The 16,553-nt window shown below is 59.9% G+C and carries 20 protein-coding genes; 11 read left to right on the top strand and 9 right to left on the bottom strand.

Going from position 1 to position 16,553, the window contains the following annotated elements; all coding sequences use genetic code 11:
• The first annotated feature begins 16 nt into the window (after positions 1 to 16).
• Positions 17 to 433 (top strand): hypothetical protein, encoded by a 417-nt coding sequence (locus AABM55_RS00215; protein WP_347928512.1) that lies wholly within the window; start codon positions 17 to 19, stop codon positions 431 to 433.
• A gap of 40 nt (positions 434 to 473) precedes the next feature.
• Positions 474 to 893, top strand: a complete 420-nt coding sequence (locus AABM55_RS00210) for a hypothetical protein (protein ID WP_054594915.1) — start codon at positions 474 to 476, stop codon at positions 891 to 893.
• Between the two features lie 6 nt (positions 894 to 899).
• Here AABM55_RS00210 and AABM55_RS00205 read toward each other — a convergent pair whose 3' ends face one another.
• Together AABM55_RS00205 and AABM55_RS00200 are read right to left on the bottom strand one after the other, a co-directional pair.
• On the bottom strand, positions 900 to 1,133 hold the full coding sequence (locus tag AABM55_RS00205; protein ID WP_054594914.1) for a DUF1161 domain-containing protein: 234 nt from the start codon (positions 1,131 to 1,133) through the stop codon (positions 900 to 902).
• A gap of 127 nt (positions 1,134 to 1,260) precedes the next feature.
• Positions 1,261 to 1,692: an OsmC family protein gene (locus AABM55_RS00200; protein ID WP_054594913.1), complete on the bottom strand. Its 432-nt coding sequence runs from the start codon at positions 1,690 to 1,692 to the stop codon at positions 1,261 to 1,263.
• A gap of 241 nt (positions 1,693 to 1,933) precedes the next feature.
• Here AABM55_RS00200 and AABM55_RS00195 point away from each other — a divergent pair, with 241 nt between their 5' ends.
• Positions 1,934 to 2,935: an LLM class flavin-dependent oxidoreductase gene (locus AABM55_RS00195; protein ID WP_347928511.1), complete on the top strand. Its 1,002-nt coding sequence runs from the start codon at positions 1,934 to 1,936 to the stop codon at positions 2,933 to 2,935.
• A gap of 67 nt (positions 2,936 to 3,002) precedes the next feature.
• Here AABM55_RS00195 and AABM55_RS00190 read toward each other — a convergent pair whose 3' ends face one another.
• Together AABM55_RS00190 and AABM55_RS00185 are read right to left on the bottom strand one after the other, a co-directional pair.
• The gene (locus tag AABM55_RS00190; RefSeq protein ID WP_054594911.1) at positions 3,003 to 3,224 is read right to left on the bottom strand and encodes a DUF1161 domain-containing protein; all 222 of its coding nucleotides are present in this window, start codon (positions 3,222 to 3,224) and stop codon (positions 3,003 to 3,005) included.
• Between the two features lie 132 nt (positions 3,225 to 3,356).
• A complete protein-coding gene (locus tag AABM55_RS00185; RefSeq protein ID WP_054594910.1) occupies positions 3,357 to 3,572 on the bottom strand; it encodes a dodecin in 216 nt (71 codons plus the stop codon).
• Between the two features lie 142 nt (positions 3,573 to 3,714).
• Here AABM55_RS00185 and AABM55_RS00180 point away from each other — a divergent pair, with 142 nt between their 5' ends.
• A complete protein-coding gene (locus tag AABM55_RS00180; protein ID WP_054594909.1) occupies positions 3,715 to 4,041 on the top strand; it encodes a YqjD family protein in 327 nt (108 codons plus the stop codon).
• Here AABM55_RS00180 and AABM55_RS00175 read toward each other — a convergent pair.
• Complete coding sequence (locus AABM55_RS00175) at positions 4,038 to 4,928, bottom strand: LysR family transcriptional regulator (protein WP_054594908.1); 891 nt, start codon at positions 4,926 to 4,928, stop codon at positions 4,038 to 4,040. The two genes, AABM55_RS00180 and AABM55_RS00175, sit on opposite strands and share 4 nt — an antisense overlap.
• Positions 4,929 to 5,040: 112 nt before the next feature.
• Between AABM55_RS00175 and trpB the strand changes: the two genes are divergently transcribed.
• The 3 genes from trpB (at position 5,041) to AABM55_RS00160 (ending at position 7,628) form a co-directional block, all read left to right on the top strand.
• Positions 5,041 to 6,261, top strand: coding sequence for a tryptophan synthase subunit beta (gene trpB / locus AABM55_RS00170; protein ID WP_054594907.1), 1,221 nt, complete (start codon positions 5,041 to 5,043; stop codon positions 6,259 to 6,261).
• A complete protein-coding gene (gene trpA, locus AABM55_RS00165; RefSeq protein WP_054594906.1) occupies positions 6,261 to 7,073 on the top strand; it encodes a tryptophan synthase subunit alpha in 813 nt (270 codons plus the stop codon). Before trpB ends, trpA begins: the two co-directional genes overlap by 1 nt.
• Before the next feature lie 123 nt (positions 7,074 to 7,196).
• On the top strand, positions 7,197 to 7,628 hold the full coding sequence (locus AABM55_RS00160; protein ID WP_054594905.1) for an anti-virulence regulator CigR family protein: 432 nt from the start codon (positions 7,197 to 7,199) through the stop codon (positions 7,626 to 7,628).
• A gap of 165 nt (positions 7,629 to 7,793) precedes the next feature.
• On the opposite strand, the gene AABM55_RS00155 is transcribed toward AABM55_RS00160, so the two are convergent.
• Positions 7,794 to 8,120, bottom strand: coding sequence for a DOPA 4,5-dioxygenase family protein (locus AABM55_RS00155; protein WP_054594904.1), 327 nt, complete (start codon positions 8,118 to 8,120; stop codon positions 7,794 to 7,796).
• Between the two features lie 40 nt (positions 8,121 to 8,160).
• The gene (locus tag AABM55_RS00150) at positions 8,161 to 9,111 is read right to left on the bottom strand and encodes a LysR family transcriptional regulator (RefSeq protein WP_347928510.1); all 951 of its coding nucleotides are present in this window, start codon (positions 9,109 to 9,111) and stop codon (positions 8,161 to 8,163) included.
• 114 nt (positions 9,112 to 9,225) lie between these two features.
• Between AABM55_RS00150 and betC the strand changes: the two genes are divergently transcribed.
• From betC to AABM55_RS00135, 3 genes are all read left to right on the top strand, one after another.
• Positions 9,226 to 10,740, top strand: coding sequence for a choline-sulfatase (gene betC, locus AABM55_RS00145; protein WP_347928509.1), 1,515 nt, complete (start codon positions 9,226 to 9,228; stop codon positions 10,738 to 10,740).
• Positions 10,741 to 10,755: 15 nt separating this feature from the next.
• Positions 10,756 to 11,676: a choline ABC transporter substrate-binding protein gene (choX, locus tag AABM55_RS00140; RefSeq protein WP_347928508.1), complete on the top strand. Its 921-nt coding sequence runs from the start codon at positions 10,756 to 10,758 to the stop codon at positions 11,674 to 11,676.
• Between the two features lie 194 nt (positions 11,677 to 11,870).
• Complete coding sequence (locus tag AABM55_RS00135) at positions 11,871 to 13,439, top strand: SulP family inorganic anion transporter (protein ID WP_347928507.1); 1,569 nt, start codon at positions 11,871 to 11,873, stop codon at positions 13,437 to 13,439.
• A 163-nt stretch (positions 13,440 to 13,602) separates the two neighbouring features.
• On the opposite strand, the gene aroE is transcribed toward AABM55_RS00135, so the two are convergent.
• Together aroE and hemF are read right to left on the bottom strand one after the other, a co-directional pair.
• The gene (aroE, locus tag AABM55_RS00130; RefSeq protein ID WP_347928506.1) at positions 13,603 to 14,424 is read right to left on the bottom strand and encodes a shikimate dehydrogenase; all 822 of its coding nucleotides are present in this window, start codon (positions 14,422 to 14,424) and stop codon (positions 13,603 to 13,605) included.
• 13 nt (positions 14,425 to 14,437) lie between these two features.
• On the bottom strand, positions 14,438 to 15,352 hold the full coding sequence (gene hemF / locus AABM55_RS00125) for an oxygen-dependent coproporphyrinogen oxidase (RefSeq protein WP_054594898.1): 915 nt from the start codon (positions 15,350 to 15,352) through the stop codon (positions 14,438 to 14,440).
• A 178-nt stretch (positions 15,353 to 15,530) separates the two neighbouring features.
• Between hemF and AABM55_RS00120 the strand changes: the two genes are divergently transcribed.
• A complete protein-coding gene (locus AABM55_RS00120) occupies positions 15,531 to 16,508 on the top strand; it encodes an NADPH:quinone reductase (protein WP_054594897.1) in 978 nt (325 codons plus the stop codon).
• The last annotated feature ends 45 nt before the right edge of the window (positions 16,509 to 16,553 follow it).

The raw sequence follows: 16,553 nt of genomic DNA, 5'->3' as shown, positions 1-16,553 counted from the left end.
TGACTGGAGCTTCGCTATGCGCGCGTTAATGCTGACTGCAAACCTGCTGATGCTGGCTGGCTGTGTTGGACTGCCCCAACCCGACCCGGCGCAGGCCTGGATCGACCTCGGGCCCCATCAACATGACACTGTGTTGCAAGCGCTGGAAGTGGATGCCAAGGCCACCGCCGATAAACGCTATTTCCAGGTTCCACCGGGCAGCCATGAGTTGAAGGTGCGTTATCAGTTCGCGGTAGCACCGACAAATATCGGCCCCGACGCCGAGCCGCTGTGGCGCGATTGCCGGTTAAGTGTGAAGTTCAACGACTTCAGTGCCGGCCAGCGATATCAACTGCAAGCGGGGAATATCGGCTTCCGGCCGTGGGCCAAACTCTATGATCAGCAGCGCAAAGTCGTTGGCCAAGCGCATCTGGCGGGCTGCCAACGCACCTGATCAGCGCTATGCTTATTACCTGACCGCTCGGAAATCAATCATGCGCAGGTATCTGCTGTTTTTCGCTATCAGCTCTCTGACTGCCTGTGTGAGCCCGCTACCCACCGCGAACCCGAACATGGCCTGGGTCGACTTCGCCATGCCGACGCCCGGGGGCAAAGTCCTCATGGCCGAGAGCCTGGACAATAAGCGCCTGAAAGACGGGCGATTCTTCCAGGTCACACCCGGCAGCCATGAATTGAAGGTTCGCTTCGACTTTGAGCAGTTTTACGGAGGTTTTGGCATGCAATTCGACTCGCCAAACCGACTGTGCTATTTGACCGTGCGCTACGATCATTTCGAAGCCGGCCAACGTTACCTGCTCGAAGCTCGCTCGCTGACCACCACACCCAGCGCCCGGCTGTATAACGCCAAGCGCGAGCTCGTCGCCGAAGAGAGTCAGACTTTTTGCATCCCGTAAGACGGATTATCTGTCGTTCTTCTGATAGATGATTTTCTTCGTTCCGCCTTCACACGTGCCGACCACCATGTTCTGGTCGTGCACTTCGTCATTGGTGACGATCTCCAGGGTGTAGGACGATACGTTATTGGCCTGGATCTTGGATTCGATCTCGGCCTTGAGTTCTTCGCAGGATTTGGTTGCCGCCAGGGCCGATGTGGCCAGCACACTGCAGATAACCGCCAAGGCAAAACGTTTCATGGTTGAAGCTCCCTTGAGGCAGCGCGCACAGTCATGCGCTGAAGCTGCTGTCACTTATTCGACCACAGTTTCAGTTCACGAGTTCTGATTTGTAGCAGCTGGCGTGCCAGCTGCTACCAGGGCGCGATCAGCCCACGAGTGTCGCATCAAGCGTGATTTTAGCGTTCAACACCTTGGAAACCGGGCAGCCTACTTTAGCCTTCTTGCTCAACTCCTCGAATTGCTGCTGGCTCGCGCCAGGGATTTTCGCTTTGAGCGTCAGGTGCACGGCGGTGATCGCAAAACCACCGTCGACCTGATCCAGCGTCACTTCGGCCTGGGTGTCGATCGTGTCGGCCTTGAGGCCAGCCTCGCCGAGAATCATCGAAAATGCCATGGAGAAACACCCCGCATGAGCGGCGCCGATCAGTTCTTCCGGGTTGGTGCCCGGGCCGCCTTCGAAACGCGCCTTGAAGCCATAAGGTGCATCTTTCAGGACCCCGGTTTCGGTGGAGATAGAACCAAGGCCGGTCTTCAAATCACCGACCCAATGTGCCGATGCTTTCTTTTTGATACTCATCTCTGCCTCCTCAATATCCGGCGCGAGGATCGCGCCTTCATGGTTTTCGGTTGCCTGGGTTCTGAGGATAGAAGGCTGGGCAAAGTTCATCGTGTCGGATCGAACCGCTTATCTGGTCGGCAATTTCACGTCTGCTATTGAAACTCGGGTATATGCCCACATTGCATAGAACACGCTCATGCATTCGGCAGGTTTTCGTTGGTGAAAAAAGCCTGCGTACCCTCATTGGAGAAGCCGGCTTATGAAACAACTGTCCGATATCAAGTTCTCGACGCTGGACCTGGTGCCCGTTCGCGAGAACGGCAGCCCTGCGCAATCGCTGCGTAACTCGCTGGACCTGGCGCAACACGTGGAGAAGTGGGGCTATAACCGCTTCTGGGTCGCCGAACACCACAACATGGATGGCATCGCCAGCTCTGCGACTTCCGTACTGCTTGGCTATCTGGCCGGCGGCACGTCGAGCATTCGTGTCGGCTCCGGTGGCGTGATGCTGCCCAACCATGCGCCGCTGGTGATTGCCGAACAATTCGGCACCCTTGAAAGCCTCTATCCGGGGCGAATCGACCTCGGTCTGGGTCGCGCACCGGGCTCCGATCAGATGACCGCCCGCGCCTTGCGCCGTGAACGCTCCGGCAGCGCCGACGATTTCCCCGAAGACGTCGCCGAACTGCTGCGCTACCTGGGCCCACGCACGCCGGACCAGCGCATTATCGCGATGCCCGGCACCGGCACCCATGTGCCGGTCTGGCTGCTGGGCTCCAGCCTGTTCAGCGCGCAACTGGCCGGCGAGCGCGGTTTGCCTTACGCCTTCGCCTCGCATTTCGCACCGCGTTATATGCATGAAGCGATTCGGGTTTACCGCAATCACTTCAAGCCTTCAGCCGTACTGGATAAACCCTACGTGATGCTGGGCGTGCCGCTGGTAGCCGCCGACACCGACGAACAAGCCGATTACCTGGCAACCTCGGTCTACCAACGAATCCTGGCGCTGATGCGCGGCCAAAGCCTGGTTCAACGGCCACCGGTGAAAACCATGGATGGCCTGTGGTTGCCCCATGAGAAAGAAGCCGTCGGTGATTTCCTCGGCCTGGCGATGGTCGGCAGCCCGGCGAAAATTCGCGGCAAACTTGAAGTGCTGATCGAGCAGACTCAAGCCGACGAGTTGATCTTCACCTGTGACCTGTACAAACACGCTGATCGCCTGCATTCCTACGAACTGCTGGCACAAGTAATGAAGGGCTAAGGCTCGGAAAGCGCCTGCAAAAAAGCCGACGCCATGGCGTCGGCTTTACATAAACAGCTGACTCAACCTACTTCTTGTAGACGATGACCTTCTTGCCTGCCTCGCATTTTCCGACCACCTTGCCACCCGCGGCCGCGCCTTTATCGACGATTTCCAGCGAATAGTTTTTGGAGCCCTTGGCATCGATTTTTGCCGCAATTTCGCTTTTCAGCTCTTCGCACGGTTTGCCCGCCGCAAAGGTTGTTCCCGCAATGCTCAACAAACCCACCGCCAATATAAATTTCTTCATCGGTCACATTCCCTGGTCGGATCAAAAGGGGTAAGCGTTAACACTCGGGCACCTGACGCCCAAGACGAAGTAGCGCTTTGCCATTCCCTATGGCAATCGGCCAGCGCACAAGTTCAGAAGCCTAGCTCAACCTCAGCTATTGGCAATCCGGAACCCGACTTTGAGCGTGACCTGAAAGTGTGCCGCCTTGCCGTCCTTGATGTGCCCGCGGGTTTCGGTAACCTCGAACCACTCCATCAGCTTGATGCTTTTGCTGGCCTCGGCCAATGCATTGTTGATGGCATCTTCAATGCTGGTAGGGGACGAGCCAACCAGTTCGACTTTCTTGTAAGTGTGATGGTCAGTCATGGCGTTCTCCTGGAGTTGTGATTAGAGCCTAGCAGCGATTGTCGGTATTTCTTCTGTCGTTGAAGGTTCAAAATGAATGCACTTTCCCGAACCGTTGGAGTCCCAACCAACACAAGCACTCAATCAATGAAGGAGAGTCATCATGGCCATCACCTCGTTGCGTAAAGCCTCATTGCAAAGCATGGAAGCCGAGATCGAAAGTCTGCTCAAGTCGCTGGAAAGCTTGAAGAGTGATACCTCGGACGAGTCGCTGAAAACCCTCAAGGCCCTCAAAAACAACGCCGAGAACGCGCTGAGACACTCGCGCCACCTGCTCAGCGATGCGTACGAAGAAGTCAAAGTCAAAACCCGCGAAACCGGGATCGCCACCCGCGATTACGCCCAGGAACACCCATGGACTAGCGCTAGCGTCGCAGTCGGTGCCTTGGGTTTGCTGGCCGCGTATCTGCTATACAAACGCGGCCATTAAGGCTGGCGCAGCTCGTTTTTCAGCCACTGCGCCAACTGCCGAGCGCGCCCGTCAGCGGCGCGCTTGGGTAGCCACAACGCCAGTTGCGCCGGGGTTTCACTGAAACCCCACGGCGCAACCAGGCGACCGGCCTTCAAGTCCTCGGCCACCAGCGGCTCAGGGGCAATCGCCACGCCCAGCCCGGCCACCGCCGCCTCCAGCAAATAATACAAATGCTCGAAACCCTGCCCGAACTTCAGCGCCTTGGCGTCGAGGTCGTTGCGCTGAGCCCAACTGGGCCAGGCTTGCGGGCGTGAAGTGGTGTGCAGCAAGGATTGGTTGAGCAGCGCAGCCGCTGGCGCCTGGCACAGACTGTCGTAACCGGCAAAGCGAGGGCTGAGCACCGGGCCGATGCGCTCGCTGGCCAATTCATAAACCTGCATGTCCGCAGGCCACGGCGGCTCGGCAAACACCAGCAAGGCATCGAGCCCCGGCCGCCGTGGGTCAAGATCGCCTTCACCCGCCGACAGGTGCAAACGCAAGTCCGGCAGGTCGGCATTCAACCGGCCCAGACGTGGAATGAACCAGCGCGCCAGCAAACTGCCAGAGCAGCCAAGCACGAACGGCGCGTCGGCGTGACCTTGCGTCAGTTCACCGCAAACGGTGCGCAAACGCTCGAAGGCCTCGCTGCTGGCATCACGTAAGCGCACGCCAGCATCTGTGAGTTTCAGGCCGCGCCCATCCTTGACGAACAGGCTCACCCCCAGATGCTCCTCCAGTACTTTCAACTGTCGACTGACGGCACCGTGAGTCACATGCAGTTGCTCCGCAGCCTGACTGACGCTGTTCAGGCGGGCAGTGGCTTCGAAGGCGCGCAGGGCGTTCAGCGGGGGGAGGTCGTGGCTCATGATATCTGTGAGTTTTTCTGACAGGTTACGGCGATCTTATCGGTTTTCAGCCCGGGACGTCAGGGGTAGAGTGAACGCCATTGCCACTTCACGAATTCAACTGGAGCGCCCCATGACCCAGACTAATCTGCGCAACGGCCCTGATGCCAACGGCCTGTTTGGCGCGTTCGGCGGCCGCTACGTTGCCGAGACCCTGATGCCGTTGATCCTCGACCTGGCCCGCGAATACGAAGCGGCGAAGGATGATCCGGCGTTCAAAGAAGAATTGGCCTACTTCCAGCGCGACTACGTCGGCCGCCCAAGCCCGCTGTACTTCGCCGAGCGCCTGACCGAGTTCTGCGGCGGCGCGAAGATCTACCTCAAGCGCGAAGAGCTGAATCACACCGGCGCGCACAAGATCAACAACTGCATCGGCCAGATCCTGCTGGCACGGCGCATGGGCAAAAAACGCATCATCGCCGAGACCGGCGCCGGCATGCATGGCGTGGCGACTGCCACCGTGGCCGCGCGCTTTGGCCTCGATTGCGTGATCTACATGGGCACCACCGACATCGAGCGCCAACAGGCCAACGTGTTCCGCATGAAACTGCTGGGCGCCGAAGTGATCCCCGTGGTCGCCGGCACCGGCACTTTGAAAGACGCGATGAACGAAGCCCTGCGTGACTGGGTGACCAACGTCGACAGCACCTTCTACCTGATCGGCACCGTGGCCGGCCCACACCCTTATCCGGCAATGGTCCGCGACTTCCAGGCAGTGATCGGCAAAGAAACCCGCGAACAACTGCAAGCCAAGGAAGGTCGCCTGCCGGACAGCCTGGTGGCGTGCATCGGTGGTGGTTCCAACGCCATGGGCCTGTTCCACCCGTTCCTCGATGACAAAAGCGTCGAAATCATCGGCGTTGAAGCGGCGGGTCATGGCATCGAAACCGGCAAACATGCGGCCAGCCTGAACGGCGGCGTACCGGGCGTGCTGCACGGCAACCGGACCTTCCTGCTGCAGGACGACGATGGCCAGATCATCGATGCTCACTCGATCTCCGCCGGCCTCGACTATCCGGGTATCGGCCCGGAACACGCCTGGTTGCATGACATCGGCCGCGTTCAGTACACCTCGGTGACTGACCACGAAGCCTTGGACGCCTTCCACAAATGCTGCCGCCTGGAGGGGATTATTCCTGCACTGGAAAGCGCCCACGCCCTGGCCGAAGTGTTCAAGCGCGCACCGACCCTGCCGAAGGATCACCTGATGGTGGTCAACCTGTCCGGCCGTGGCGACAAAGACATGCAAACCGTGATGCACCATATGGATCAGTCCCAGCAGGAGAAACACTGATGAGCCGCCTGCAAACGCGCTTCGCCGAACTCAAAGAACAGAACCGCGCCGCCCTGGTGACCTTCGTCACTGCCGGCGACCCGAGCTATGACACCTCGCTGGCGATCCTCAAAGGTTTGCCAGCGGCGGGCGCTGACGTGATCGAACTGGGCATGCCCTTCACCGATCCGATGGCCGACGGCCCGGCAATCCAGCTCGCCAACATCCGCGCCCTGGGCGCCAAGCAAAACCTGGCGAAAACCCTGCAAATGGTTCGCGAGTTCCGCAAAGACAACAACCACACGCCGCTGGTGCTGATGGGTTACTTCAACCCGATTCATTATTACGGCGTACCGCGTTTCATCAGCGATGCCAAGGAAGCCGGTGTCGATGGCCTGATCGTGGTCGACATGCCGCCAGAACATAACGCCGAGCTGTGCGACCCGGCGCAAGCGGCTGGCATCGACTTCATCCGCCTGACCACGCCGACCACCGACGACGTGCGTCTGCCGACGGTGCTCAATGGCAGTTCCGGTTTTGTGTACTACGTGTCGGTGGCCGGTGTGACCGGTGCTGGCGCAGCGACCCTGGAACACGTCGAAGAAGCCGTGGCCCGCTTGCGTCGCCACACCGACCTGCCGATCAGCATCGGGTTCGGCATCCGCACACCAGAGCAAGCGGCGTCCATCGCCCGTCTGGCAGACGGCGTGGTGGTGGGTTCGGCACTGATCGACCACATCGCTAACGCAACCACACCCGAGCAGGCCATCGACGGCGTACTCGGCCTGTGCTCGGCGTTATCCGAAGGTGTGCGTAAAGCCCGCGTCAGCTAAGAGTAAAGTTCCTGATACAGAGGAATTAGTGCCCGGCGCCGCAGACTAAATAGCAAGACCCAGGGGTTTGGAACCGAGTTCTAAGCCCCTTTTTTTGCTGTGGATGCTCTGAGGAAGACCCAAATGAAAATGCCCAAACGCTTGATCGCCAGCCTGGGTGTATTGATGCTCAGCGCCACGCCCTTGCTCCACGTAAGCGCCGATGAGCGCGACGATCATGATCGCGGTGGCCCGCGGTATGAGCATCGCGGCGATGATCACCGCGATCACCGCCCTGAATACAGACGGCCACCTCAGGACTTCGGTCCGGTGCGCGAAGTGATCCGCGTCAACCACGGGTATTTCGTCCGCGGTGCACCACCACCGCCAGGCGTTCGCTGGGTCAGAGGCCAACCCTTGCCGCGCGGCTACTACGGTGAACGCCTGGACAGCCGGGCCCTCGAACGCTTGCCGTATTACCCAGGTTACGAATGGCGACGCATGGGCGGTGACATCGTGCTGATCGCCATAGGCACCGGGGTGGTTTATGAAGTGCTGGAAGGGGTTCTGTACTAAATACCGTCCGTGGCGAGGGAGCTTGCTCCCGCTCGACTGCGTAGCAGTCGTAACTCAGCGACCTCGTCTTACCTGATGTAACCGGGTCGTTGAAGTTGGGGCCGCTTCGCGACCCAGCGGGAGCAAGCTCCCTCGCCACGGGTTTGCACTGTACTGAACATATGCTCAAAAAATCGACAAATCCAGTGGCCGAACCGCACCCATCCAGATCGCATGGTCGGTGTGGTCCGCCAGGTCGTCGCCCGTATCCGGGTGTACAAACACCACCAGACCTTTGCGATTAAGCGCCAGCCACGGCAGCACTTCGCCGAGCAACTCCGGTGCAAAGGCCAGCTGGCAGCTCCAGTCCGGGTGCGGGCCGACCAGCCGTTCGTGGACCCGGCCCATCTTCAGCGGGAACAGCTGCGCAGCCTGCTCACACAGGGCTCGCGCCTGATCGATGGTGTTCGCGTCAAAGTACACATGGGCGTGATAGCCCTTGATTCGTTGCATAGCGTTCTCGTGTCTCGGGATTCATTCCTCACCCGCAACGCTACACCGCAATAGACGGCAGCGCCAAACCTGTCAGCGACTCCGCGCTGCTGGCCTGTTCGGTCATCAGCCAATCGACGAACTGCTGAATCAGCGCACTGCGGCGCTTGCGCTGGGGCAAGACCACGTAATAGCCGAAGCTCGATATCGCCGTCTCGGCAATCGGTCGGCACAACAAGCCTTGCGCCAGCAAGTTATCCACAAGGTGCCGCCAACCAATCGCCACGCCCTGGCCGCCAATCGCCGCTTGAATCAACAGTGTGTAGTTGTCGAAACGCAATTGTCCCGGTGCCGGTGGGGTGGCGATGCCCAACGTGCGGAACACGCCGCTCCAGTCGAACCAGTGGCTGCTGTTTTCACCGCGTAAATGCAGCAGCGGTAGTTCCTGCAATGCGTGGGCGGGCAAGGGTACTGCGCGGTCTTTGAGCAGCAGCGGGCTGCACACCGGGAATACTTCTTCACTGAACAGCCAATGGCTTTCGCCCTGCTTGAAACGCCCATCACCAAACAGCACAGCCACGTCGATGTCAGTGCGCAGCATGTTGTGGCTGCGTTCGCTGGTGACCAGGCTGACGTCCACCTGTGGATTGGCCTCATGAAAACGGTGTAAACGCGGCATCAGCCAATAGGCGGCGAAGGCGAAGTCGGTGGCAACCTGCAACACTTCGTGCTGATGCTGGGCGCTGATCGCATTCAGCCCGGCGTCGATGCTCTGCAAACCGGCCTGTACCTGCTCGAACAGAATCGCCCCGGCCTCGGTCAGCTCAATGCCACGGTAGATGCGGTCGAACAGCCGCGTGCCAAGTTGCTCCTCCAGCCGTTTGAGCTGCTGGCTGACGGCGGGCTGCGTGGTGCCGAGCTCCACCGCCGCAGCGGTAAAGCTGCGATGACGTGCCGCGGCTTCAAAGGCGCGAAACAGGTCCAGGGACAAATCACCAAGGGCGTCATACATAAGCTGTGCTTATCCTAGTCATTGCCGGGCGTGGGCTTTACCACAAAGTGCGTGGGTTACATCCTCGATCACAGCACTTTCGCATAACTGCTCACTATGGAATGCCGCGATCTCATGAAGCGCAAGAACATTCTTTTCATCATGGCCGATCAAATGGCCGCGCCCTTGTTGCCGTTCTACGGTTCATCGCCGATCAAGCTGCCCAACCTGAGCCGCCTCGCCGCACAAGGCGTGGTGTTCGACGCCGCGTATTGCAACAGCCCGTTGTGTGCCCCTTCGCGTTTCACCCTGGTCAGCGGCCAGTTGCCAAGCAAGATCGGCGCCTACGACAACGCAGCGGATTTTCCGGCAGATGTACCGACCTATGCCCACTACCTGCGACGCCTCGGCTACCGAACTGCGCTGTCCGGCAAGATGCATTTCTGTGGTCCGGATCAGTTGCATGGCTACGAAGAACGCCTAACCAGCGACATCTACCCGGCTGACTACGGTTGGGCAGTGAACTGGGATGAGCCGGACGTACGCCCGAGCTGGTATCACAACATGTCCTCGGTGCTGCAGGCCGGGCCCTGCGTGCGCACCAATCAGCTGGATTTCGACGAAGAGGTGGTGTTCAAGGCCCAGCAGTACCTGTTCGATCACATCCGCGAAGATGGCGATCAGCCGTTTTGCCTGACCGTGTCGATGACTCACCCACACGATCCGTACACCATTCCCAAGGCCTTTTGGGACCTGTACGACGACAACGACATCCCATTGCCGGAAACCCCGGCGCAAACCGATCTCGATCCGCATTCCCAGCGCCTGCTCAAAGTGTACGACCTGTGGGACAAGCCGCTGCCTGTGGATAAGATTCGCGATGCGCGCCGCGCCTATTTCGGTGCGTGCAGCTATATCGACAGCAACGTCGGCAAACTTCTGCAAACCCTCGAGGATACGGGGCTGATCGACGACACCATTATTGTCTTCTCCGGTGACCACGGCGACATGCTCGGTGAGCGTGGGCTCTGGTACAAAATGCACTGGTTCGAAATGGCCGCCCGCGTGCCGCTGCTGGTCAGCGCACCGGGGCAGTTCGCCGCTGGGCGAGTCGGCGCTGCGGTGTCCACCGCCGACTTGCTGCCAACCCTGGTGGAACTGGCCGGCGGCACGTTAGAGCCGGGCTTGCCACTGGACGGTCGCTCGCTGGTGCCGCACCTGCAAGGGCAGGGCGGACACGACGAAGTGTTTGGTGAATACATGGCCGAAGGCACCATCAGTCCGCTGATGATGATCCGCCGTGGCGCCTACAAATTCATCTACAGCGAAGACGATCCGTGCCTGCTTTTCGACGTGCACAACGATCCGCATGAACAGGAAGAACTCAGCCAATCCTTGCAACATCGCCAGTTGTTCGACGGTTTTCTCGCCGAAGCACGGGCTAAATGGAATATTCCGGAAATCCACCAACAGGTTCTCGCCAGCCAGCGTCGACGACGTTTCGTCGCCCAGGCGCTGACGTTCGGCAAGCTGAAGAGCTGGGATCACCAGCCGTTTATCGATGCCAGTCAGCAGTACATGCGCAACCATATCGACCTCGATGATCTGGAGCGCAAAGCACGTTATCCACAACCCTGCCAAAACCAATAACGTAAGGGGAAGAACATGCAAAAGTTATCCACAGTACTGACGGCGGGGCTGCTGGCCTTGAGCAGCGTTTCGGCCTATGCCGAGCAAAGTTGCGACACGGTGAAAATGGCGGACCCAGGCTGGAGCGACATTGCCGCGACCAACGCCATCACCGGTTTCCTGCTGGACGGCATGGGCTACAAGGCCAAGGTCGACACCTTGGCAGTGCCGATCACCTTTGGCGGGCTCAAGGACGGCCAGGTCGATGTGTTCCTGGGTAACTGGATGCCGGCGCAGCAGGGCTTCTACGACAAATTCGTGGCCAATGGCGATGTCACCCAGCTGTCGAAGAACCTCGACGGCACCGAGTTCACCCTGGCAGTGCCAGACTACGTGTGGGACGCCGGTGTGCATAACTTTGCCGACTTGAACAAATACGCCGACAAGTTCGACAAGAAGATCTACGGCATAGGCTCCGGAGCCCCGGCGAACATCTCGCTGCAAGAGATCATCAAGAAGAACGATTTCGACCTCGGCCAATGGAAGCTGATCGAATCCAGCGAACAGGCAATGCTCGCCGAAGTGTCCCGCGCGGTTAAAAAGCAGAAGTTCGTGACCTTCCTCGGCTGGACCCCGCACCCGATGAACGTGCAGCTGAAAATGCATTACCTGAAGGGCGGCGAGAAATACTTCGGCGACACCGGCAGTGTGCACACCTTGACCCGCAAAGGTTATGCACAGGCCTGCCCGAACGTCGGCAAACTGTTGACCAACCTGAGCTTCACCCAGGAGATGGAGAACAGCATCATGGCCGAAGTGGTCAACAAGAAGCTCAGCAACGCCGACGCGGCGAAGGCGTGGATCAAGGCCAATCCGGCGGTGCTGGACAAGTGGCTTGATGGCGTGAAGACCGTGGATGGGAAGGACGCGTTGCCAGCCGTAAAGGCCAAACTGTAAGGATCTCTGACCACCCTGTGGCGAGGGAGCTTGCTCCCGCTCGACCGCGCAGCGGTCGCAAAATCGCTCATTGCGTTGTATCTGAAAGAGCGCGATTGCCGGTTTGGGGGCTGTTATGCAGCCCAGCGGGAGCAAGCTCCCTCGCCACAATGCTTTATCCTGACGCCTTTGAATGATTCCGACCGAGAGGCCCCATGGCAATCTCCAGACGCCATAAGCTCTTCCCCTTTCTCAGTTGGCTGCCCCGGCAAACCCGCGCCAGCGTTGGCCGCGACCTTGTCGTAGGCCTCAGCGGGGCGATTCTTGCGTTACCACAATCCATTGCCTACGCCCTGATCGCCGGGTTACCCGCCGAATACGGCTTGTACGCTGCCATCATCCCGGTGTTGATTGCCTGCCTCTGGGGGTCGTCCTGGCATTTGATCTGCGGCCCGACAGCAGCGATCTCTATCGTTCTTTACGCCAGCGTCAGTCCCTTGGCCATGCCCGGCTCCCAGGACTACATCACGCTGATCCTGCTGCTGACCTTCCTCGCCGGTATTTTCCAGTGGCTGCTGGGCATGTTGCGCTTTGGCGCGCTGGTGAACTTCGTTTCGCACTCGGTGGTGCTGGGTTTCACCCTCGGTGCGGCGGTGGTGATCGCCCTTGGGCAGTTGCCGAACCTGTTGGGGCTGGACCTGCCGAATCAGGCCACGGCGCTGAACAGCCTGGTGTCACTGATCGGCGATATTGGCGCGCTGGATAAACCATCGCTGGTGCTGGGTCTTGGCACTCTGGCAGTGGGCATTGTGCTGAAACTGCTGCTGCCACGCTGGCCGAGCCTGTTGATCAGCCTGATTTTCAGCGGCCTGTTGGTGTGGCTGTGGCCGTCGATGTTTGGCCATGTGAAGTTGGTCAGCTCGTTCGTCGGCCGGTTACCGCCATTCAGCCCGTTGCCGCTGGATCTGGACCTGGTGTTGCGCCTGCTGCCCAGTGCGGTGGCAGTCGGCATGCTCGGGCTGGTGACCAGCCTGTCGATTGCCCGCTCCTTGTCGCAACGCTCGCAGCAGTTACTCGATGCGAATCAGGAGGTCCGCGCGCAGGGGCTTTCGAACATCGTCGGCAGCTTTTTCGCAGGCTCGCTGTCGGCCGGCTCCTTTACCCGTTCGGGATTGAGTTATGAGGCGGGTGCCTGCTCGCCACTGGCCGGGGTGTTCTCGGCGCTGTGGGTGGCGTTGTTTGCACTGACCGGGGCGACGCTGATAGCGCATATCCCGATTCCAGCGATGGCCGGGAGCATTCTGCTGATTTGCTGGGGATTGGTGGACCATCGCGGCATTCGCGCGTTGTTCCGGGTCAGCCATGCCGAATTCGCGGTGATGGCGCTGACGTGCGTCGCCACCTTGCTGCTGGAGCTACAAACGGCGATCTACGCTGGGGTGTTGGTCTCGCTGTTTTTCTACCTCAAACGCACCTCGCAACCCCGCGTGCAGCAATGGAGCGAAGGCGATGAAGAGATTCTGCGGGTCGGTGGCTCGATCTTCTTCGGCGCCAGCCACTACCTGCAAGTCCGTCTGCAACGTACTCAAGGCTTGAAGGTGGTAATCGAAGGGCAGTACATCAATTTCATCGACTATTCCGGCGTAGAGATGCTGCACCAGGAAGCGCGAAGACTGCTCAGACAAGGCCGCAGCCTGATCCTGCGCCGGGCGCGCGGGCATGTGGTCGAAGAGTTGTTGAGACTGGAAGGACCGGAGAAATGCCCAATCCGGTTTGAGGATTGAAACACGCAAATACCGCGTCGACCCCTGTGGCGAGGGAGCTTGCTCCCGCTGGGGTGCGAAGCGGCCCTAAAACTTGCCAACTCGGTGCATCAGGCAATGTGAGATCGCCAAGAACGCGGGCGCTTCGCACCCGAGCGGGAGCAAGCTCCCTCGCCACAAAAGCCTAGAGCGCCAACTGGCGGCGGAGTTCAGCCAGCACAGGGGCGGTGTCCGGGCGTACGCCGCGCCACAGGAAGAACGCTTCGGCGGCCTGTTCGGCGAGCATCCCCAAGCCATCCATCGACACCGCGGCGCCGTGTTCGCTGGCCCAGCGGCAGAACGAAGTCGGTTCCTTGCCGTACATCATGTCGTAGCAAACGGTCTTGCCCGGTTCGATCAGGCTGCTGGCAATCGGCGGCACATCGCCTGACAGGCTGGCCGAAGTCGCGTTGATAATCAGGTCCACGGGCTCACGCAACCAGTCGAAACCACTGGCGGACACCGGGCCGAGATCCGCGAACAGTTCAGCCAGCAACTCGGCTTTTTTCAGTGTGCGATTGGCGATGATCACCGACGCCGGCTGCTCGGCCAGCAACGGCTCCAGCGCGCCACGCACTGCACCGCCTGCACCCAGCAGCAGAATGCGTTTACCGCGCAGGCTGAATCCGGCGTTGACCGTCAAATCCCGCACCAGCCCGGCACCATCGGTGTTGTCGCCCAACAGGCTGCCATCCGCCAGTTTGCTCAAGGTGTTGACCGCACCTGCCCGCTGGGCCCGTTCCGTCAGGCTGTTGGCCAGACGATAGGCCTCTTCCTTGAACGGCACCGTGACGTTGGCTCCACGACCTTCGCGGAAAAACTCCGTGGCACAACCGGAAAAGTCATCCAGCGGCGCCAGCAAGGTGCTGTAGTCCAGTTTTTGAGCGGTCTGCTCGGCAAACAGGCGATGGATCAACGGCGATTTACTGTGGCCAATCGGGTTACCGAATACGACGTAACGGTCCATCAGGATTCCTCGTTCAGACGTTTGCCAACCAATCGCGATCTTGCAGGAAATACTCGGTCAGGCGCGCTTCTTCACTGCCAGGCTCGGCCTTCCAGTCGTAACTCCAGCGCACTTGCGGCGGCAGCGACATGAGAATCGACTCGGTACGACCGCCCGATTGCAGGCCGAACAGCGTGCCGCGGTCGTACACCAGGTTGAACTCAACGTAGCGCCCACGGCGGAATTCCTGAAACTCGCGCTGTTTTTCGGTGAAGGCTTGTGCCTTGCGACGCTGGACGATCGGCAAGTACGCATCGATGTAAGCATCGCCGATAGCGCGCATGAAGGCGAAACAGGTGTCGAAGTCCCACTCGTTCAGGTCATCGAAGAACAGACCGCCGATACCTCGGGGTTCGTTGCGATGCTTGATCTGGAAGTAGCTGTCGCACCACGCCTTGTAACGGCTGTAGACGTCCGGCCCAAAGGGCTCGCAGGCCTTCGCGGCCACACGGTGCCAATGCACGCAGTCTTCTTCGTTGCCGTAGTAAGGGGTCAGGTCGAAGCCGCCGCCGAACCACCAGACCGCTTCCTCACCTTCTTTCTCGGCGATGAAAAAGCGCACGTTGGCGTGGGACGTCGGCACATGCGGGTTGTGCGGGTGAATCACCAGCGACACACCAAGGGCTTCGAAGCCGCGCCCGGCCAGTTCCGGCCGATGGGCGCTGGCGGACGGCGGAAGACCGCTGCCAAAGACGTGGGAAAAGTTGACGCCGCCCTTCTCGATGACCGCGCCGTTTTCGATCACCCGCGTGCGACCGCCACCACCGGCTGGCCGGGTCCAGGCGTCTTCGACGAAACGAGTGCCACCATCTTCGGCTTCCAGCGCAGCACAAATGCGGTCTTGCAGGTCGAGCAGGTAGGCTTTTACGGCCTCGGTGCGGGTAGTCATGGCATCACCTTGAATCGGGCAAAGCTACGCGGCGCTCGATCAGAACGGCGGCCGGCGCAAATGGGCGCGTAGCATAACACTGCACTCGTGACCGTCGCAGTTGACGAAGATCAAGCTTAGGAGTCCGATAGGGGCCTTCGCCGAAAGACCGACGGCAAACACACCAAGGAGAGTGCAGATGGCCAAACGTATCCAGTTCCGAGCCCATGGTGGCCCCGAAGTGCTTGAGTATGTGGATTATCAGCCTGCCGAGCCGGGCCCGCAGCAAGTGCGTGTCAGCAACAAGGCTATCGGTCTGAATTTCATCGACACCTATTACCGCAGCGGCCTCTACGCGCCGCCCGCCCTGCCATCGGGCCTTGGCGCGGAAGGCGCGGGCGTGGTCGACGCAGTGGGCAGCGACGTCACGCGTTTCAAGGTCGGTGACCGCGTGGCCTACGGCAGTGGCCCACTGGGTGCTTACAGCGAGATGCATGTATTGCCGCAAGACAATCTGGTGCATCTGCCGGATGCCATCAGTTTCGAACAGGCCGCGGGCGTCATGCTCAAGGGCCTGACCGTGCAGTACCTGTTGCGTCAGACCTACGAACTCAAGGGTGGCGAGACCATCCTGTTCCACGCCGCTGCCGGTGGTGTCGGTTCGCTGGCCTGCCAATGGGCCAAGGCCTTGGGCGTGAAGTTGATCGGTACCGTCAGTTCGCCGGAAAAAGCCGCACTGGCAAAATCCCTCGGCGCCTGGGCAACCATCGACTACAGCAAGGAAAACGTCGTACAACGCGTTCTGGAACTGACTGACGGCAAAAAGGTGCCGGTGGTCTACGACGGCGTTGGCAAGGACACCTGGCTGACTTCGCTCGACTGTGTAGCGCCACGCGGGCTGGTGGTGAGTTTCGGCAATGCATCAGGTGCGGTGGACGGGGTGAACCTGGGGATTCTCGCGGCGAAGGGCTCGCTGTACGTGACCCGGCCAACCCTGGGGACTTACGCCAACAACGCTGAAAACCTGCAAACCATGGCCGATGAGCTGTTCGGGATGATCATCAGCGGCCAGTTGAAAGTGGACATCAACCAGCGTTATCCACTGGCTGACGCGGCTAAGGCGCAGATTGAGCTGTCGGCGCGGCGTACTACCGGGTCGACGGTGTTGTTGCCTTAAATCTGAATTGTGGTGAGGGGACTTGCCCCCGTTGGACTGCGCAGC

It is taken from the genome of Pseudomonas helvetica, assembly GCF_039908645.1.
Taxonomy (GTDB): domain Bacteria; phylum Pseudomonadota; class Gammaproteobacteria; order Pseudomonadales; family Pseudomonadaceae; genus Aquipseudomonas; species Aquipseudomonas helvetica.
This window is presented reverse-complemented; position numbering and strand designations above follow the sequence as displayed.

Excerpts from the sequence above, each read along its gene's own strand:
- AABM55_RS00215 (WP_347928512.1), top strand. The coding sequence starts at position 17 with ATGCGCGCGTTAATGCTGACTGCAAACCTGCTGATGCTGGCTGGCTGT.
- AABM55_RS00210 (WP_054594915.1), top strand. The coding sequence starts at position 474 with ATGCGCAGGTATCTGCTGTTTTTCGCTATCAGCTCTCTGACTGCCTGT.
- AABM55_RS00205 (WP_054594914.1), bottom strand. The coding sequence starts at position 1,133 with ATGAAACGTTTTGCCTTGGCGGTTATCTGCAGTGTGCTGGCCACATCG.
- AABM55_RS00200 (WP_054594913.1), bottom strand. The coding sequence starts at position 1,692 with ATGAGTATCAAAAAGAAAGCATCGGCACATTGGGTCGGTGATTTGAAG.
- AABM55_RS00195 (WP_347928511.1), top strand. The coding sequence starts at position 1,934 with ATGAAACAACTGTCCGATATCAAGTTCTCGACGCTGGACCTGGTGCCC.
- AABM55_RS00190 (WP_054594911.1), bottom strand. The coding sequence starts at position 3,224 with ATGAAGAAATTTATATTGGCGGTGGGTTTGTTGAGCATTGCGGGAACA.
- AABM55_RS00185 (WP_054594910.1), bottom strand. The coding sequence starts at position 3,572 with ATGACTGACCATCACACTTACAAGAAAGTCGAACTGGTTGGCTCGTCC.
- AABM55_RS00180 (WP_054594909.1), top strand. The coding sequence starts at position 3,715 with ATGGCCATCACCTCGTTGCGTAAAGCCTCATTGCAAAGCATGGAAGCC.
- AABM55_RS00175 (WP_054594908.1), bottom strand. The coding sequence starts at position 4,928 with ATGAGCCACGACCTCCCCCCGCTGAACGCCCTGCGCGCCTTCGAAGCC.
- trpB (WP_054594907.1), top strand. The coding sequence starts at position 5,041 with ATGACCCAGACTAATCTGCGCAACGGCCCTGATGCCAACGGCCTGTTT.
- trpA (WP_054594906.1), top strand. The coding sequence starts at position 6,261 with ATGAGCCGCCTGCAAACGCGCTTCGCCGAACTCAAAGAACAGAACCGC.
- AABM55_RS00160 (WP_054594905.1), top strand. The coding sequence starts at position 7,197 with ATGAAAATGCCCAAACGCTTGATCGCCAGCCTGGGTGTATTGATGCTC.
- AABM55_RS00155 (WP_054594904.1), bottom strand. The coding sequence starts at position 8,120 with ATGCAACGAATCAAGGGCTATCACGCCCATGTGTACTTTGACGCGAAC.
- AABM55_RS00150 (WP_347928510.1), bottom strand. The coding sequence starts at position 9,111 with ATGTATGACGCCCTTGGTGATTTGTCCCTGGACCTGTTTCGCGCCTTT.
- betC (WP_347928509.1), top strand. The coding sequence starts at position 9,226 with ATGAAGCGCAAGAACATTCTTTTCATCATGGCCGATCAAATGGCCGCG.
- choX (WP_347928508.1), top strand. The coding sequence starts at position 10,756 with ATGCAAAAGTTATCCACAGTACTGACGGCGGGGCTGCTGGCCTTGAGC.
- AABM55_RS00135 (WP_347928507.1), top strand. The coding sequence starts at position 11,871 with ATGGCAATCTCCAGACGCCATAAGCTCTTCCCCTTTCTCAGTTGGCTG.
- aroE (WP_347928506.1), bottom strand. The coding sequence starts at position 14,424 with ATGGACCGTTACGTCGTATTCGGTAACCCGATTGGCCACAGTAAATCG.
- hemF (WP_054594898.1), bottom strand. The coding sequence starts at position 15,352 with ATGACTACCCGCACCGAGGCCGTAAAAGCCTACCTGCTCGACCTGCAA.
- AABM55_RS00120 (WP_054594897.1), top strand. The coding sequence starts at position 15,531 with ATGGCCAAACGTATCCAGTTCCGAGCCCATGGTGGCCCCGAAGTGCTT.